12 protein-coding genes and 1 pseudogene are annotated in these 19,680 nt (G+C 48.4%); 9 read left to right on the top strand and 4 right to left on the bottom strand.

Translation table 11 applies throughout. The features are described from left to right. Positions 1–62 precede the first annotated feature (62 nt). The 4 genes from ACZMIG_RS01190 to ACZMIG_RS01175 form a co-directional block, all read right to left on the bottom strand. A complete protein-coding gene (locus ACZMIG_RS01190) occupies positions 63–1,448 on the bottom strand; it encodes an efflux transporter outer membrane subunit (protein WP_021855104.1) in 1,386 nt (461 codons plus the stop codon). Next, the gene (locus tag ACZMIG_RS01185; RefSeq protein ID WP_487888878.1) at positions 1,435–4,677 is read right to left on the bottom strand and encodes an efflux RND transporter permease subunit; all 3,243 of its coding nucleotides are present in this window, start codon (positions 4,675–4,677) and stop codon (positions 1,435–1,437) included. The genes ACZMIG_RS01190 and ACZMIG_RS01185 overlap by 14 nt, the downstream gene beginning before the upstream one ends. Positions 4,678–4,784: 107 nt before the next feature. After that, positions 4,785–5,981, bottom strand: coding sequence for an efflux RND transporter periplasmic adaptor subunit (locus ACZMIG_RS01180; protein WP_288949071.1), 1,197 nt, complete (start codon positions 5,979–5,981; stop codon positions 4,785–4,787). Positions 5,982–6,816: 835 nt separating this feature from the next. Then, positions 6,817–8,253, bottom strand: a complete 1,437-nt coding sequence (locus ACZMIG_RS01175; RefSeq protein ID WP_487888877.1) for a CCA tRNA nucleotidyltransferase — start codon at positions 8,251–8,253, stop codon at positions 6,817–6,819. A 451-nt stretch (positions 8,254–8,704) separates the two neighbouring features. Here ACZMIG_RS01175 and ACZMIG_RS01170 point away from each other — a divergent pair, with 451 nt between their 5' ends. The 9 genes and pseudogenes from ACZMIG_RS01170 (at position 8,705) to ACZMIG_RS01130 (ending at position 19,538) form a co-directional block, all read left to right on the top strand. Further along, the gene (locus ACZMIG_RS01170; RefSeq protein WP_487888876.1) at positions 8,705–9,394 is read left to right on the top strand and encodes a GLPGLI family protein; all 690 of its coding nucleotides are present in this window, start codon (positions 8,705–8,707) and stop codon (positions 9,392–9,394) included. Between the two features lie 168 nt (positions 9,395–9,562). Beyond that, entirely contained in the window at positions 9,563–10,252 is a 690-nt protein-coding gene (locus tag ACZMIG_RS01165; protein ID WP_487888875.1) for a GLPGLI family protein, read from the top strand. Between the two features lie 37 nt (positions 10,253–10,289). Continuing rightward, positions 10,290–12,914, top strand: coding sequence for a hypothetical protein (locus tag ACZMIG_RS01160; RefSeq protein WP_487888874.1), 2,625 nt, complete (start codon positions 10,290–10,292; stop codon positions 12,912–12,914). Between the two features lie 1,181 nt (positions 12,915–14,095). Continuing rightward, on the top strand, positions 14,096–14,563 hold the full coding sequence (locus tag ACZMIG_RS01155) for a hypothetical protein (protein ID WP_302330648.1): 468 nt from the start codon (positions 14,096–14,098) through the stop codon (positions 14,561–14,563). A gap of 92 nt (positions 14,564–14,655) precedes the next feature. Further along, on the top strand, positions 14,656–15,201 hold the full coding sequence (locus tag ACZMIG_RS01150) for a DUF1599 domain-containing protein (protein WP_298453698.1): 546 nt from the start codon (positions 14,656–14,658) through the stop codon (positions 15,199–15,201). Positions 15,202–15,210: 9 nt separating this feature from the next. Beyond that, positions 15,211–17,290, top strand: a pseudogene (locus ACZMIG_RS01145) (BT_3928 family protein). Between the two features lie 105 nt (positions 17,291–17,395). Continuing rightward, on the top strand, positions 17,396–18,028 hold the full coding sequence (locus tag ACZMIG_RS01140; RefSeq protein ID WP_418874714.1) for an SPOR domain-containing protein: 633 nt from the start codon (positions 17,396–17,398) through the stop codon (positions 18,026–18,028). Between the two features lie 116 nt (positions 18,029–18,144). Continuing rightward, complete coding sequence (gene folE / locus ACZMIG_RS01135; RefSeq protein ID WP_021855114.1) at positions 18,145–18,738, top strand: GTP cyclohydrolase I FolE; 594 nt, start codon at positions 18,145–18,147, stop codon at positions 18,736–18,738. 128 nt (positions 18,739–18,866) lie between these two features. Further along, entirely contained in the window at positions 18,867–19,538 is a 672-nt protein-coding gene (locus tag ACZMIG_RS01130; RefSeq protein WP_021855115.1) for a DUF4840 domain-containing protein, read from the top strand. Positions 19,539–19,680 lie beyond the last annotated feature (142 nt).

Raw genomic sequence — 19,680 nt, 5'->3', positions numbered from 1 at the left:
ATCCCGGCGCAATGTCATCGTGCTGTCAGCATCGGCACAGCGCCGGCAATGACTTAAGAAACTTAATCTCTGCCGCCGCCGAGTGCGTAATAAAGATTTACAACGGCCTGCATCTTATAGAAGTCGTCCTGTACCTTTGCCAGCTCTGCGTTAAGCAGCGACTGCTGGGCGCTGATAACCTCGAGGTATGTGCTGTTGCCCATAGCAAAGAGGTCTTTGGTGTATTCAACGTTCTTGGTAAGGCTCTCTATCTGCTTCTGCTCCAGCTTGCTCTTCTCATCTGAAGAATTATACAGCACCAGGGCGTTGCTTACCTCGCTGCCTGCAGACAGAACGGCATTCTGCCATGTGTTGTATGCCTGCTCCTGCTGAGCCTTGGCAACCTTCAGACCTGCCACGAGCTGACCGTTCATGAATATCGGCTGAACAAGACTGCCGACTGCACTGAGCAGCCACTTGCCGGGATTGACGATGCCGGCACCTGAGCTGTTGGTGAATGCTCCTGAGGCGCTTATCGTTATGTTAGGATAAAACTTAGAGCGGGCTGTCTGCACGTCGTAGAAGCACTGTGCGAGAGTCATCTCGGCATAATGCACGTCAGGACGGTTGTTGAGCATCTGTATGCCTATGCCCGTGCTGAACTCAGAAGGAAGCGACTGGTTGTCGAGCTTGCCGCGACCGATGGTCTGTGCCTGCTGGCCTATCAGCAGCGAGAGCGAGTTCTCGGTCTCACGTATCTGGCGCTTCAGGTCGGCAGCCTGTGCAAGCACTGAATAGTAGTTGGCCTCAGCACTCTGCACGCTTGTCTCCTTTGTGTTGCCAAGCTCCTTCTGCAGTTTCATCATGTCCCATGTATCCTTTGTCAGGCCGGTCATGTTGTCGACAATCTCAAGCTGCTTGTCGAGCATCATCAGCGTGTAATACATGTTGGCTATGTTAGCAATGAGATTTGTCTTAACGACGAGCTGATAGTCTTTTGTGGCGAGCAGTGCCATCTGTGCGCTACGCTTCTGGTTGAGCAGATTGCCGAACAGGTCGATGCTCCAGCTTGCGTTGATGGGCAGCGAGTAGGTCTTCGTGGCCTTGCTTCCGTCCCAAGAACTGATGGTACCCTGCGGAGAGAATGTGAACGAAGGCACAAAAGCCAGCTTTGCAGCAGTGAGCTGAGCCTCAACCATCTTAACGTTCAACGCGGCGTTGAGCATGTCGGTGTTGTTGGCAAGACCTTTCTCTATGATAGACTGCAACTGCGGATCAGTGAACACGCTGCGCCAAGGCAGGTTGCCGAAGCTTGTGGTGTCTGTTACAGCCAGAGTGTCTGTGGCAGAAGCTACATCGCGTACAAGTCCCGTGGTGTTCACTTCCGGGCGCTCATACTTGTTGTAGATTCCGCAGCTGCTTAAAAGAGCAGCCGCAGAAATCATTATCAATATATTATTCTTTTTCATTTTTATCATCATTTTTCAGCATTTCAACAGGACGTGTGTACTGTAACAACTCTGTATCGACAGAAGTAACCTCGTCTTCAAACTCGAGCGGTCTGATCTTCTCCTGCAGATATTGGAAGATATAGAACAGAGCAGGCACAACCAGAAGCTGGCAGACCATACCGATAAGCATACCTCCGATAGCGGCTGCACCAAGGGTCATGTTTCCGTTGTATCCTACACCAATCGGGATGAGCAACGGAGCAAGACCGATAATCATAGCCAACGAGGTCATCAAGATAGGACGCAGACGGGCGCTTGCACCGAGAACTGACGCCCACGACAATGCCATACCGGTGCGGCGGCGCTCAAGGGCGAACTGCACGATAAGGATGGCGTTCTTGGCCAAAAGTCCGATAAGCATAATCAACGCAATCTGCATGTAGATGTCGTTGTTCTTTCCGAACAGGTCTGTGAATACGAACGCTCCGGCAATACCGAACGGAATAGAAAGAATTACTGACAGCGGAACGAGATAGCTCTCATACTGTGCACTCAAGATAAGGTAAACGAATGTCAGACAGAGTGCGAAGATAATCATCGTAGAGCTGCTAGACTCCTGCTCTGAACGTGTCAGACCAGAGAACTCGTAACCATATCCTGTAGGCAGAGTCTGCTTAGCCACTTCGTCGATGGCACGGATAGCGTCACCTGAAGAGTAGCCGTCTGCTGCAGTGGCGTTGATGTCAATAGATGTGAAGAGGTTGAAACGTGCAATCTCCTGAGGTCCGTAAACCTTGGTCATTGTTACAAACTCGTTGATAGGAGCCATGCCGTTTGCAGTTCTTACATATACATTGTTCATACTCTTGATGTCCTCACGCATCTTCGGATCTGCCTGGATCATTACACGATAAAGCTTACCGTAAGAGTTGAAGTTTGAAGAATACATACCTCCGTAGTATCCTTGCATTGCAGTAAGCACTGTATTCGGGTCGATGCCGCTCTGCTTACATTTTGCAACATTAACATCAATCATATACTGCGGATACTGAGAGTTGTATGACGTCATAGCCGTAGCTATCTCAGGACGCTGATTAAGCTCTGCAAGGAACTTCTGAGTGATGTTAAAGAATGCGTTCACGTCACCACCGGTACGGTCGAGCATAGAGAATGTCAGACCGTTTGTTGCAGAGAATCCCTGCACCATAGGCGGCTGGAAGGCCAGGATCTGTGCACCCTTGATTGAAGCAGTCTGCTTGTAAATCATTCCGAGCACCATCTTAGAACCCATGCTGTGTACATCGAAATACTTCATGAATCCTTCTTCTTTGTCACGGTCCTCAAATGACTTCAGCTTGACAATGAACGTACCCTGGTTTGAACCTTGTCCTGAAATGAAGTTATAACCGGTGATACGGAGGATATTCTCGATGGCCGGGTTGGTAGTAAGCATGGAGTCAACCTGATCCATAACGAGGTTGGTCTTCTCAAGACTGGTTCCAGGAGGCGTTGACACTGTACAGAATACAGTACCAGTATCCTCGTCAGGCACAAGACCAGTCTTTGTGTTCATAGCAGTAACCACCAAAGCTGCAACACCTATGAGCACAGCAATTATTGCGATAACCGGTTTCTCCACTATCTTGCGGACACACTTGGTATACTTGTCCTGCACCTTACCGTATGCGCCATTGAATGCAGTATGGAAGCGGTCAATCATTGACATCTTGCGCACTGTGCCGTCTTCGTTCTTCGGCTTCAGCAATATCGCACACAATGCCGGTGAAAGCGTAAGCGCGTTGATAGCCGAGATTACGATTGAGATAGCCATCGTTATACCGAACTCCTTGTAGAACGTACCTGAAGTTCCGCCGATGAACGACACAGGAATAAACACGGCCGACATCACAAGCGTAATAGAAATAATGGCTCCAGAGATTTCGTTCATCGCGTCGATAGAGGCCTGGCGTGCCGACTTGTATCCAAGGTCGAGCTTAGCATGGACGGCCTCGACGACCACTATGGCGTCGTCGACCACAATCGCGATGGCAAGCACTAACGCAGACAGCGTAAGCAGGTTGAGCGAGAAGCCAAATACATAAAGGAAGAAGAACGTACCGACCAATGACACCGGCACCGCGATAAGCGGAATAAGTGTAGAGCGGAAGTCCTGCAGGAAGAAGTAAACCACGATGAACACAAGCACGAATGCCTCGAACAGAGTATGAACAAGGTCGGCCATTGATGCATAAAGGAACTCTGTAACGTCCTGCATATATACAATCTCAACGCCCGGAGGCAACATAGTGCGCTGTTCGTCGATAACCTTCTTGATATCGTTTACAATCTGAGTAGCGTTAGAACCAGCGGTCTGTGTAACCATCATCATGACGGCCGGCTGACCGTTAACCTTTGAAGTAACGTTATAGTAAAGTCCGCCGAGCTCTACTCGTGCAACATCCTTAACACGGATAGTGTTGCCGTTTGCGTCGCTTGAGATAACCATGTTCTCAAATTCGGTAGGAGTCTGCAAACGTCCTTTATAACGTATTGTATATTCATACTGGTTGTCGCTTTGCTCACCAAACTTACCGGGAGCAGCCTCAATATTCTGCTCGGCAAGTACATTAGAAATATCTGTCGGCATAAGGCCGTAGTTCTTCATCTTTACGGGGTCAAGCCAAATACGCATTGAATAAGTCTTGGCACCCATAACTTCACATCCACCTACACCGCTTACACGCTTAACGGCAGGAATGATGTTGATGTCGGCATAGTTCTGCAAGAACTTCTCGTCGTATCTGCCTGCGTCTCCCTTGATGGCCATAAGGAGCACGGTTGAGGTCTGTCGTTTTTCAACCGTCACACCAGCCTTTGTTACTTCGGCCGGCAGCAGGGCTGATGCCTGAGACACACGGTTCTGCACGTTTACCTGACACATGTCGGCGTTCATACCCTGATTGAAAAACACCGTAATGTTGGCCGAACCTTCGTTCGAAGCCGTTGATGTCATATATGTCATGCCTTCCACACCGTTGATCTGCTCTTCAAGCGGCACGATAACCGAGTTGAGCACGGTCTGGGCATTGGCTCCCGTATAGTTGGCACTTACCTGCACCGTTGGCGGCGCAACGTCAGGGTATTGCTCTATAGGCAACGACACCAATCCGATAAGACCCAGGATGACTGTCAATATTGAGATAACCGTAGACAGCACCGGGCGTTTTATAAAGTTATCTAATCTCATGTTTTTTCTGTTTTACTTTTGTTTATGAGGTTGTAAGGCTGAGGGCAAGTGGCGTCATAAGCATTCACCCTGACGCCTGCATACGCCGCAGAGCCCGGCGACCTGATTTACTTTGTAAGGTCTTCTTTCAGTTTGTTCAGGTCGTTCTGATGCGAACCCATCTCGCTTGTCTTCTTCAGTTTCTCCTGATATTGAGCCTCTGTTATCGGTGTTATCTGCATACCGTCCTTCAAGGTGGTAACACCCTTAACAACGATCTTGTCGCCGGCCTTCAGACCACTTTCGATAATATAGTTCTTACCGTCGTTGTTGGGGTTTACGGTAACGGCGCTATACTTAACCTTGTTGTCTTTTCCTACGATATAAACGAAGTATCTGTCCTGAACCTGTACAACAGCTTCCTGCGGAACAACGATGGCAGAAGAGCTTGCATGAGGCACAACGATGCTTCCTGAACCGCCGCTCTTGAGCAGATGCTCAGGGTTGGGGAAGTCGGCACGAATAGACACAGAACCTGTGCTCTGGTCGATTACTCCGCTGACAGCAGCCACACGTCCGTCATGTCCGTATACTGTACCGTCGGCAAGCTGCAGCTTAACAGGAGGATAATCCTTTATTGCAGCGTGGAGTCCGCCGGCTGTCTTTGTCATGTCGAGGAGGTCCTTCTCTGTCATTGAGAAGTAAACCTGCATTGAGTTAATGTCAGACACTGTTGTAAGCGGCTCTGCATTTGAAGAGCTTACAAGCGCACCGACTTCATAAGGCAGATCGCCTACTACACCATTTGCCGGACTTGTAACATAGCAGAAGTCGAGATTCTGCTTTGCAGATACATAGTTGGCCTGAGCCTGTGCAAGAGCTGCCTTAGCAGACTCGTAGCTGTTCTTGGCAGACTGCAGTTCATAAGAACCGATTACGTTGTTCTTGAACAACTTCTGGCTATTCTCGTATGTAAGAGTTGCTGTGTTGAGCTGAGCCTTGGCTGAGTTAACGGCAGCCTTAGCCTGGCGCACAGCTGCGGCGTAAGTTACGTTATCAATCACGAACAGCAGCTGACCGCGCTTAACGGTCTGTCCTTCTCTTACGCAAAGTTTTGTTATGAATCCTGAAATTTTCGGGCGGATCTCCACGTCCTGGACGCCCTTGATAGATGCAGGATAAGAAGACTGGAGATTCGCGGTCTGCGTCTCTATTGTCCTCACAGCGAACTCATTGTCGCCCATTTTTCCTCCCTGCTTGCCCCCGCACGATGTTAACATTGCGGCAACAGCAAATGCAAGCAATAAAAATTTGTTTCTTTTCATACCTATTTTCCTAAAATTTTTATACTATTATTTCTAATTTGCTTATATCATATTTTGAAAACTATTTTCACACCGGTAGTTTTCGAGATGCAAATGTACATATTATTATTGAATATTACATTAAGGTTAAATGATAATTATTGTGTTTTAACTCTAATTCACTGTAAGTAGCATTAACAAAAACATTTTGAACAGTGTGCGCGTCAAAATTTAAAGCTATGCACGCAATGCGGCGCGCAAGGTCTGAAAACGAAAAATAATTACAAAACGAACCATACATGCAACGCAGCGCATGGCAACGCTTTCCACATAATTATCGCGCTATTCGGACAAAACACGCTGCCGGTACGCGGCACAGAAAGCGGTAAAAAATCAGGACATTTGTTTTTGACGAAACAGAAAACAGATAACAAAAATATGTTAAAACATACAACTCTGCAGGACCAACAATTTAAGATTAATTCACATCAAGTGCGGTTTCGTATATAAAATCAGCCTGTTTTGGAGACACAAACGGGTGAAATTAGAACGCAAAAGGCGACATTTTGACCTCTAAAAGGATAGGTTTTACACTGCAAGATGCCGCATTTTGCATTTTGGGAAAAGAAAACCCATGCAACATAAAACATTAAAATGCTGCCCGTCAGACACTTAACTAAGCTATCGTTTTTAGGTTGTTTTCTGTCAGAAATGCCTTTGCGTCGCGGGCGTTGGCGATGTAGAGGCGTCAAACGTCTGCGAAAAATAAAAAAGATTTACATTCAGCCGATACCTTCAGCACCGGCATTGCATGGCAAAGCGCAAGGCAGGTCTACCGGAAACGGCAGCGCCTTTGTCAAGCATTATCCTGACAAAGTCCCATCTCACGTGCCTTCTCCATGAGCAACTGCATCAGCGGCTCGCGCTCGTTGGGCACTCTGTTGTCCAGCACAGCGTCTTTCAGCACCTTCTTCAGCTCGCCAACCTCGCGCGAAGGCTTAAGGTTGAACATCTCCATTATCTCTGTTCCGTCGATGCAGGGCTGCAGCAGGCGCTTATAGTCCTTTTCCTTCAGGTCGTGGAGCTTAGAGCGCACGATGCGGAAATTCTCGAGGAAATGGCGCTTGCGCACCTCGTTCTTGCTCGTTATGTCGGCCTCGCACAGCATCATCAGGTCGTCTATGTCATCGCCGGCATCGTTAAGCAGTCGCCTTACGGCACTGTCCGTAACCACGTCGTCGGCAATGACGATAGGCCGCATGTGCAGGTTTACGAGCTTCTGCACATACTTCATCTTGCTGTCGAGCGGCAGTTTCAGTCGTCTGAATATCTCGGGCACCATCTTTGCGCCTATATAATTATGGTTATGGAAGGTCCATCCTATCTTCTGGTCCCATCGCTTGGTCTTCGGTTTGCCTATGTCGTGCATCAGCGCAGCCCATCTCAGCCACAGGTTGTCAGAGTGCTTGCACACGTTGTCGAGCACCTCAAGCGTGTGATAGAAGTTGTTTTTGTGCGCCCTTCCCTGCCTTGTCTCCACCATATCCATGGCAGCCAGCTCGGGCAGTATGCGCTGAAGCAGACCGCAGCGCTGCAGGTCAACAAAGCCCTTGCTCGGCGTCTTGGTCATCATTATCTTGTCGAGCTCCTCGGCAATGCGCTCTCCGCTGATTATGCCTATGCGGTCGGCGTTGCGCTCAAGGGCGTCGAACGTTTCCTCTTCGATAAAGAAGTTAAGCTGAGTGGCAAACCTTATGCAGCGCAACATGCGCAGCGGGTCGTCAGAGAAAGTTATGTCAGGGTCGAGCGGCGTGCGTATTATGCCGTCTTCCATGTCGGCAATGCCGTCGAATGGGTCTACAAGCTCGCCGAAGCGCGGCCCGTTAAGACACACGGCAAGAGCGTTTATCGTAAAGTCGCGCCTGTTCTGGTCGTCCTCCAGCGTGCCGTCTTCAACCACCGGCTTGCGCGAGTCGTGCGTATAGCTTTCCTTTCTTGCGCCGACAAACTCCACCTCAAGGTCGCGGTATTTCACCTGTGCCGTACCGAAATTGCGGAACACCGACAGCTTTGCCTTGCGTCCAAGTTCCTTTTTCAGTGCGTCGGCAAGCTGTATGCCGCTGCCCACCACAACCACGTCGATATCGTTCGACGGTCTTTCAAGAAACAGGTCGCGGACATATCCGCCGACAACATAACATTCGAGGTTAAGCGAATCGGCGGCAGAAGAAATCTTATGGAATATATCTTTATCAAGCAGGCTTGCCAATTCGGCGTTTGTCAGTAACTTCATAATCAAAAAATTTCTAAGCGGCTGCAAAATTACAAAAAAACAATGACACAACAGCCGTTTTCTTACTCTTTATTATTCTTTGCCCTGACGATGCCATAACTCAAAACATGATTAAACAAAGCGTAAAACGTCTTAAATAAAAACAGCTGACAACCGGCATTGAAATATTTTTTATAAATTTGCTGATACTCTAACATTAAGGTTTCCACCTGCCTTAAACTAAAAAAGATATATTATGAGAACAACACATCCGACAATCAACACCGGCCATCCGTAATGCCTTGCCGAACCGCAGCCGAAGAAGAAGTACAAGTTTCTACGGCCCGAAGTATTTTCTTATGCAATTTCATTACGCCACGGAACAAACAACCGACTGAACGATTTTTGGCTAAAGAAAATGCCATGTTTTAAATTTTATATGCAAACCAAACAGCATAAAAGTTTTACGGATATGAGATTTTTCACAACACTATTATTGTCGGTAACCGCTATTTCAGCTTTTTCACAGACAAAAGGGATAAGATGTATTTACGCCACAACATATCCAATCAAACAAGGATTTTATGAATTGGAAAACAAAATCGTAAGAGATACAATCTTGGCAAGAGCCAAAGCCGACAGAAAGATTTATTCGCTTACAGCAGTTAACGGAATATATTTGTGCACGAAAGAACCGTCGTCTGTCGACAAGATGCCTCTGATGGTTGACCCAAGAAACATTTATGTAGACCTGAACGACAGCATAAAAGTTACACAGACATTTTACGTAAATAAGCTATATGTTGTTAAAAGCAGGGCAGCAAAACTCGACTGGGACATAGAAGACAAAACAGAGACTATTCTCGGAAAAATCTGTTATAAGGCAACGCTCAAGCAAGACCCGCGCATCACGGCGTGGTTTACGCCCGAAATTCCTTTTGCATGCGGCCCTCTCGGATATTACGGACTGCCCGGACTTGTGGTAAGACTTACTACCATTAACTATACTCTTAATCTTGAAAGCATGACGGAAGTTGACAACATCGAGCTGAAAGAGCCTACGGAAGGAACGGCCATAACCGAAGAAGAATATTCAGAAAAAGTTGACCACAACTACAAAAAGCTGTTAGACAGCGCGGACAAGGTGACGTATATGGAATAACGCGATTATCAACGCTACCGTAAAAGGTTATGCATCAAGCCATAAACGGATATAAACCATAAAACGGCATACGCAAACTTTAGCCATAAATAACCGCCTCAATACTTATATTCTGATTAAGCCAAAGACACAACACCATAAAAATAACATTATAAAAATCTTGATTATATGAAAACATTAATCACACTAATACTATCTATAATTTCCATACCGTTGTTTTCACAGTCCAAAGGGATAAGATGTATATATTCATCATCAATGGAGGTCAACAAGGGTGTTTATGAGATGGAAAATGAGATTGCAAAAAAGATGGTTATACGCGATATTCAGGAAGACAAAAAGATATATTCGCTAACAGCCGTCGGCAACAAATATCTTTTTACGAAAGAGCCCGAAAGTGTTGACAAAGTGCCGCTTATGGTTGATGAAAGGAATATTTACATAGACCTTGACGACAGCATAAAAGTTACCCAGAGTGAATTCGTCAACAAGCTATACCTTGTAAAGGGACATGCCAACAGACTCGACTGGGACGTAGAGGAAAAAACTGAAAACGTACTCGGAAAGACCTGCTATAAGGCAACGCTCAGGCAAGACCCGCGCATCACGGCGTGGTTTACGCCCGAAATTCCTTTTGCGTGCGCCCCTCTCGGATATTACGGACTGCCCGGACTTGTGGTAAGGATAACCACACCTGCATACACTCTCAGCCTTGAAAGCATGACGGAAGTTGACAACATCGAACTGAAAGAGCCTACGGAAGGAACGGCCATAACTGAAGAAGAATATTCAGAAAAAGTTGACCATAACTACAAAAAGCTGTTAGACAGCGCGGACAAGGTGACATACATGAAATAAATTATTGTTTAAGAGCATCACACCAAGCCTTGTGGCGATGAAAAGAAAGCTTTTGCTTATTATCATATTTTATATATGCATGTCGGCCCATGCCCAGGCCATAATCAACGGTCACGTCAAAGACTTGCAGGGAGAGGCCGTGGCCGGTGCCACGGTGCTGCTGTATTCCGACAGCCTGCTGACGCCGCCGATGAAGGGCTACGCCATAACCCGCAAGGACGGATCGTACAGCATATCGCCAAAATCGGACGGCGACATGTGGGTGCAGGCAAAGTGTCTGGGATATAAAGACCGCAAGGTAAAGGCAAGAGTGAAGCCCGAAAGCACCGACATTGTGATGGAGCACGACGAAAGGTCGCTTAGCGAGATTGTCGTAAAAGGCACTTACACGGGAATAAAGATGGCCGGCGACACCGTGAAGTTTGACACAGGCCACTTCAGCAACGGCTTTGAGAACAGCGTAAGCGACATACTTGAAAAGCTGCCGGGCGTGAGCGTGAGCGAAGGCGGCAACGTGTCTTACGGCGGAAAGGCCGTGGACAAGCTGCTGATAGACGGGCGCGACCTGTTTACGCGCGAGTCTGACGGCCTCGTGATAAAGAACATGCCCGCCGACGTTGTTGCCGGAGCGGAGATAATTAAGAACTATAAAGACGGCACGCCGGGCAGCAACTACGGGAGCAGGGACAACACCGCGCTGAACATCAAGACCAAGGGTCTGGGCCGGCTGTCGGGATATGCCGACGCAAGCGGCGGCTACAAGGACAAATACAACGCAAAGTCGTTTACGCTCGGCGCCGGCAACAGGCTCTCGCTGACGGCCATTCTGTCGGGCAACAACACCGGCACACCCGTATTCTCGCTCAACGACTACCTGAGCCACATGATGAGCGGCGGCAACGTAACGGCATCGGGACAGACCAGCATAAAGATATCCGGCGCGGAGACATCGCTGCTGTACAGGCCCGACAACCTGTGCAAGGACATGAACAACATGGCCACGCTCAACGCGAAATACAAGGCGTCAGACCGGTTAGAGATAAACGGCAGTCTGCTCTTCAACCACTCTGACACCCACAGCCGGACGGAAAGAGACGAAACTTACCTGTCGGCCGACACGCTGGTGAGGAGCGCATCTACGACCGACAACCGCGGAAACTTTCTGACGGCGAAACTGGCGGCCGACTGGCGCCCCACGGACAAGGCACAACTGCGCTGGAACATAAAGGCCGGCATGACCGACATCAGCCTCGGCACAGCAGCCACCAACAGCGGAACAAGCGGAACCAAGTATGACAATACGGCAAAAAACAACGGGCGCGACATAGAGAGCAATGTCTCGCTCAACGTGTCGGCAGGCAAAGGACTGCTGTTTGTCAACGGCAACTTTGCATGGAACGACGACAAAGGCCGCAGCATGCTGACAACCAACCGACGGCTTCTGCCCGTTGACTACGGCACGGCAAATAACGGCGGCAACGACTTCTACATAAGCCAGCACCGCACGACACGCCGGCTGAGCATAGGCTCTGAGGCGGGCTACAGCCTCAACCTGATGCAGTGTGTCAGCCTCAACGCATCGGTGTCGCAGCAGCATGAGCAGAACACACTGAGGCTGACATCGGAACAGACATCCGGAGGCGAGGACAAGATACAGACCGACGAATATTCGGCCAACATATTTGCACGCAACACCAAGGGCGCGCTGAAGGTAAACGCCGGCGCATCGGTGACTGTGGAGCGCAGCAGCATAACCGGCAGGCAAAGCGAAAACAGGATAAAGGTGTACCCGTCGCTGAGCCTTAGCTACGACTTCAGCAACGCCCACAGCCTGTCGCTCAGTCTGTCGAGAACCAAAAACCGCACCGAAACCGCCAAGATGTCAGCGCTGACGCTGATCGACTCGTACAACGAAATGACGGCGGCATCGGCCATAGACACGCCGTTTCAGACCGGCACAAGCCTGTCGCTCAACTATAACAACTACAACACCGCAAGCCAGACCTACCTCACCGTGTATGCCAACATGCAGCGGCAAGACCATGCGCTGACGCCCGTGGTGAGTCAGGAGGGCACAACAAGCACCGTGGCGTATGCCTACGGCAGCCATGCCGACAACATATACGCAATGGCAAACCTTGAGAAGAGACTGTCGGCAATACCTCTCAGCATAAAGATCAACCTGACGGCAAACTACGTGGAGTCGCCGTCGGTGCTCAACGGCATAGACAACACCTCAACGCTGAAGTCGCTGAAGGCCAAAGCCGTGGTGGCGTCAAACTTCCGCTCGATGTTCAACGGCGAAGTATCGCTGGGCTACTCACGCCGCATCAGCGACATTGCATCATCACGCACAAAGACTGACATAAGCGGCATTGAGGCCGGAGGCAAGCTGTATGTAAAGACAGGCCGTCTGAAGTTTACGGCAAGCATGGCCTACAGCCACAGCAAGACAGACACATACAGATATGACATTTACGACCTCGGACTCAGCGCCGAATACAAAATCAGGCGCCTTACGCTGAAGCTGAGCGCAGAGAATGTGCTGAACCTCGACAGCAACAGCTGGATAAACACGCTTGTTACTCCATATTATTCGGCAATAGAAAGATACAACAGAATGCCCGGCTGCCTGATGGCCGGACTGAAATGGACCTACTGACGCCGCCCTGACTTCACGGCCGGAGATACCGACCAAAGCAAACAACACGACTTGCCAGGCATACACTGCACGACATCCGGCAAACAAAAAAGACGCATATCATCATGCAAAAGACCGCATACGGCAACACGAAAGATGCCTTTTTGCAACACGAAAGGTGGCATATCAGGACGCAAAAGGTGGCCTTTCGCAACGTAAAAGGTATGCTTTTACAATACAATATGTATCATCTGACATTATAAAAAGGATATGGTTGTTGTAAAGTCGCAGTCTGTTGTCATCAACGCAAAAAGTTTTAAAAAAAACTCGTCACTCATCACATTTGGGTTTAACCTACTGACAGGCAACATGTTATGGTGTGACGAGTTGAATTTTCAACTCATCACATCCGTCATCTGCAACAAAAAAATGTTGATGTTTCCTGATTCTGGTTGACTTCAAACAGCCAATTTCATGATTTAGATTGACTTCGGCTCATCTTATTACTGTCGTCGATTGACGTAAATACGCATGTTTTCATCATATACAGCCCTGTAGGGACACACCCTAGGTGTGTCCAAATCACGCATTATCGAAAAAATCCTCCGCGACATATAATCAAGAATAAATATCTGTTATACAAACAATTACATCAATATGCCTACGAATCCTTGGGACAGCAACATATCCACATTATTCATCAAGATGATGTTACAGACTATAAAATTTACACGTAATCGGGCTGCGGACGCACCTGGGGTACGTCCCTACGTTTACTATCAACAAGACTAATGACTTTAACTCCTTATTCACCCCAGAGAGCGATAACTACTTTAACTACTCCAACTCCCAAAAAGAATCTGCTTTAACTCCTAAAAAAAACACCAAAAAGCCCCATGTGACGAGTTGAAATTCCAACTCGTCACACTTTAACCGTCTGTCAGTCAGCCTATTAAACGGCATTGTGACGAGTGACGAGTTTTTATAAAAAACTTTTTTACTTTTATCTCCTACTATAAAAAGCAATACACAAACATCACAAGAAGTCCGGCAGGCAACAGGCATAAGAAAATAAATATATCATACAGCACTATGCCCCGGCCATAGCACGTAAACATCAAATAATAAGCCGTTTAACGGGCATTTATTTTGCATTTCGCCCGACTTGCACTATATTTGCACCCGATAATACAAAACAGAAAATGAAAACAAACAAGATAACAACGCTCTGCGCAGCCATAGCCATGATGACGGCAATGGCAGGATGCACAGGCAACGACATGAAGAAAGAGGCCGAAGGGCTGCTTGACAACGCACGCGAGCAATTCGGCAAGGGACAGTATAAGGAGGCTCTCGCCACGATCGACTCGCTGCGAAAGAAATGCCCCGAGGCGATAGACGAGCGCAAAGCCGCACTGCGCCTGTATCAGGAGATAGAGCTTAAGCGCGCACAGCTGAACGTGGAGAACACGGACAGGGCGCTGCAGAAGATAGAAAGCGAGTATGAGCAGATGAAGAAAACCGTGGAAGACCTGAAGAGCAAGGGCATGGCCACGGCAGAACAGCTGAGAAACCTGACGCTGACAAGGGTTAAGCGCGACTCGCTGAAAACGGTATTCGACGTGGAATGCGCCAAGATAAAATACATAAACAAAAGGATGAAAGAATGACGCCGCCGGCTCACCTTTTTTATTAATTAATATTTTATATTGGCCGTATATCGTGTAAAATTAGTAACTTTGCACCCGATTATTCAGAAAATATGTCAAAAGACAATCAGAAAACAGAAGAACAATTCAGGAGCGCCATGGCAGAATGCCGCGCACTGTTTGCCAAGAAACTTCACGACTACGGCCCGTCGTGGCGCATACTGCGCCCCTCGTCGCTCACCGACCAGCTGTTTATCAAGGCCAAGCGCATACGCAGCCTGGAGATAAAGAAAGAGTCGCTCGTGGGCGAAGGCATACGCCCCGAATTCATAGCGCTCATCAACTATGGCATTGTGGGCCTGATACAGCTTGAGATGGGCTTTGCCGACACGCCCGACATATCTGCCGACGAAGCACTGGCCATATACGACAAGAAGGCCGACGAGGCACTGCAGCTGATGATAAGGAAAAATCACGATTACGACGAGGCGTGGCGCTCGATGAGAGTGAGCAGCTATACCGACTTCATACTTACAAAGATACAACGCGTAAAGGAAATAGAAGACATACACGGGGCCACCCTGGTGTCTGAAGGAATAGACGCCAACTACATGGACATAATCAACTATGCCGTGTTCGGGCTGATAAAACTTTCTTAAACATTGACGATGCACGCAAGAAAAGCCATAACGGGAATATTGGTCAACGTCTGCCGCCTTGTAATATCGCTGACGTTTATCTTTTCGGGATATGTCAAGGCTATAGACCCATTAGGCACACAATACAAGCTGCAGGACTATCTCAACGTGGTGCAGCTGAGCCAGTATGTGCCCGACTATCTCACGCTTGGCGCATCGGTGCTGCTTGGCGGACTTGAGTTCTGCCTTGGCGTGTTCATTCTTTTTGCCATACACCGCCGCCTCATGTCGAGGCTCGTGCTGCTGCTGTTCATGGCCATAATGACTCCGCTGACGCTGTGGCTCGCCGTTGCCAACCCGATAAAAGACTGCGGATGTTTCGGCGACGCCATAATCCTTACCAACTGGGAGACTTTCTATAAGAACGTTGTTCTGCTGGCGGCAGCCATCGTGCTGTGCGTAAAGCCGCTGATGATGCCCCGCTTCATCAGCCGCACCAACCAGTGGATAGTGATAACCTACACCATTATCTTCATCCTGTTCTCGAGCACCAGGAGCCTCTACACCCTGCCGCAGTTCGACTTCCGCCCCTATCACATAGGCGCCGACATAAAGAAGGGCATGGAGATACCCGAGGGGGCAAAGGGTCCGGAGTTTGAGACAACGTTCATACTTGAGAAGAACGGACAGCGCAAGGAGTTTACGCTCGAGAACTATCCCGACTCTACATGGACATTCATCGACAGCAAGACCGTGCAGATATCCGAGGGATATGTGCCGCCGATACACGACTTCTTCATACAGACCACCGACGGAAGCGAAGACCTTACCGACAGCGTGCTCAGCCGCCGCGGCTACACATTCCTGCTGATATCGCCACATCTCGAATATGCCGACGACTCTAACTTCGGCGAGATCGACCAGATATACGAATACTGCCAGAGCCACGGCTATCCGTTCTACGGACTGACGGCAAGCACCGACGAGGGCATACAGCACTGGCGCGACATCACGGGAGCCGAATATCCGTTCTATCTCACCGACGAGACCACGCTGAAGACCGTGATAAGAAGCAACCCCGGACTGCTGCTGCTGAAAGACGGAGTGGTGATAGGCAAATGGAGCCACAACGACCTGCCGCAGCTAAGCTATCAGACGGGCAAGCTGGAGACGACAGAATACGGACACCTGCCCGAAGACTCCGTGACGGGCAAGATATCAAAAATATTGCTGTGGTACATACTTCCGCTGCTGTTGCTTACCTTTGCCGACCGCACATGGAAGTTCACGCAGTGGCTAAAAGAGAAAGAACATTCAAACAGAATATATCAACTTTTTAAAAGAAAGAAAAATGAGAAAGAAAATTGTAGCAGGTAACTGGAAAATGAACATGAACTTGCAGGACGGTATCGCCCTGGCAAAAGAACTTAACGAGACTCTTAACAGCAACAAGCCAAACTGCGGCGTAATCATCTGCACACCGTTCATCCACCTGGCAAGCATAGCACAGTTCCTCAATCAGGACGTGATAGCTCTCGGCGCTGAAAACTGCGCAGACAAAGAGAAGGGCGCTTACACAGGCGAAGTTTCTGCTGAAATGGTAAAGAGCACCGGTGCTCAGTATGTTATTCTCGGCCACTCAGAGCGCCGCGGATACTACGGAGAAACTCCTGAAATACTGAAAGAGAAGGTGCTGCTCGCACTGAAGAACGGCCTGAAAGTAATCTTCTGCATCGGCGAGAGCCTCGAGGAGAGAGAAGCAGGCAAGCAGAACGAAGTTGTTAAGGCTGAGCTCGAAGGCAGCGTATTCAACCTCACAGCTGAAGAGTTCAAGAACATCGTTATAGCATACGAGCCAATCTGGGCTATCGGCACAGGCAAGACAGCCACAGCTGAGCAGGCTGAAGAGATCCACGCTTACATCCGCAGCATCGTAGCAGAGAAGTATGGTAACGAAGTTGCTGAAGAAACATCTATCCTCTACGGCGGAAGCTGCAAGGCAAGCAACGCTCCTGAGCTGTTCGCTAAACCTGACATCGACGGCGGACTCATCGGCGGCGCCTCACTGAAGGCTGCTGACTTCATGGGTATCATCGACGCATGGAAATAATCTGAAACATTAAACGGGATGGCCAAGGGCAAGGCATTAACGACCTGACGCGGCCAAATCCCGTTTACTTATTTAACCTTATAAAACTCATAATCCGAAAAAAGAATGAAACAATTCGCCGTTTTATTATCACTGACATTGGGCTTCAGCCTCAACTCTGAGGCGCAATCATTCCTCAATGACCTAAGAACAGACAAGGCCGGACAGGGAACCGTGACCGTGAGTCAGAGCAAAGACATCGACGAATTGGTAAACAACGCCAAGCTGATTAAGTCGGCTCCGACAACGGCCACCAACGAAAAAAGCAACAACGCGACAGCCGCTACAGAGCACAAACAATCGCAACATAAGGCTCAGGAAAAGAGAGATACCGTTGAAGAACCACTAAAGGAACAGCACTATGCATCAGGAAGCACCAGCCCGTCGACAGACGCACCTGCAGTGAACACGGCCAAGAAAGTGATGCGCAACAGCAGAAGAATCACAGGCTACCGCGTTCAGGCTTATTCGGGAGGCAACTCAAGGGCCGACCGCCAGAAGGCTGAGAGCATCGGAAGTGCAATAAAGATGAGATTTCCGGACCTTCCGGTTTACGTCCACTTCTATTCTCCGCGATGGATATGCCGCGTAGGCAACTTCAGGACCTACGACGAGGCAAACAGCGTGCTGAAAGAGATAAAAAGCATGGGCTACAGACAGGCATGCATAGTGAAAGGAAAAATCACTGTAGGATATTGACACCGGGCCACGCCGACATCAGATATGCGGCATAACTGAAAGGCAACATAATCAGCACGGCATGAAAACAGATTATGCCGGCAAACCATTTATTATAAAAAAACACATATAAGATAATGAATCCTGAAACAGAATTCCGTGAAGGTCTCGACGACCTGGCATCACATTACAAAAGTATTCTAGAGCTTCTTGGCGAAGATCCTTCGCGCGAAGGTCTGCTGAAAACACCCATGCGCGTGGCAAAGGCCATGCAGATACTCACCAGAGGCTATACGCAAGATGCCCACAAGGTGCTGCTCGACGCCCTGTTTGAAGAGAAATACAACCAGATGGTTATCGTGAAAGACATCGACTTCTTCTCGCTCTGTGAGCACCACATGCTGCCGTTCTACGGCAAAGTGCACGTGGCATACATCCCCAACGGATACATCACCGGCCTGAGCAAGATAGCCCGTGTGGTAGACATATTCAGCCACAGGCTGCAGGTGCAGGAGAGAATGACGCTGCAGATAAAAGACTGCATACAGGAAACGCTGAAGCCGCTGGGCGTGATGGTGGTTGTAGAGGCTAAGCACATGTGCATGCAGATGAGAGGCGTTGAGAAGCAGAACGCCATAACTACCACAAGCGACTTCTCAGGCGCATTCAACCAGGCCAAGACAAGAGAGGAATTTATGAATCTCCTGCATAGCGAGGGAAAACATATATAAATAGCCAAGAAATAATCGCAGAGAGCATTATCTTAAACTTTTTTAACAACAGGCGATGCAAGGTTTGCATCGCTGTGTTATTTATGAAGTAAAAAATCATAAATATTAAAAAACAAAAATTAACTGAAATGAAAAATTTATCAAGATTGTTCGCATTACTTATGTGCTGCACAATGGCAGTTTCACTTACATCATGTCTTGGCACTGACGACGACGGAGGCATCGATCCCGAGACATACAAGACATGGCTGCAACAGATGAGCGGCAACTATTACGGCGGCTCGACATGGCAGACTCAGAACAAAATCTACTTCTTCAACGATACTATAACAGACAAGAACAACGAAAACAAGGTTGACTCTATAACCGGCATCACCGCAAGTTTCTACAAAGGCGACTCTACTCTGGTTATCAACGGCATCCCCGGAAGAATACTTGCTAAGGAGATTAAGGAAAACGACGCCCTGAAGCAGGCCATTGAAAACGCTAACATGCAGTCTCTCAAGGCTAAGTTCATCCTGTCTAACGTAAGCGGCAACGTGGCTTATTATCTCACTTATCCGTATGACATAACATATCCGGCACTCCAGTACAACGGTGAGACTCACAAGGTAACACTCAAGTTCTACGGTCCGTCATTCGGAGGATATCAGTACAGCCAGGCATCAGAACTGCACATGATCGACCTTTATCTGATGGGAGTTTACGTAGACGACAAACTGACTTACACCATTTGCGACAGCCCGAACAACGAGGAGCAAATGAGAAAGGCCATACTTCAGGCTATCGTAACACGATAAAAAAGCAAAAAGACATAATACTTGGTTCAATTTCTATTTAAGGGAATCCACGGCAGAGATAAAAAATGCCGTGGATTTTTATTTTATCTGCACGCATTTTATATTTCTAAACTTTGACTTTAACCAAAAATTTGCTAACTTT

This window comes from Xylanibacter sp., assembly GCF_057607445.1.
The sequence above is the reverse complement of the archived record's forward strand: the minus strand, read 5'-3'. Positions and strand labels throughout refer to the sequence as shown.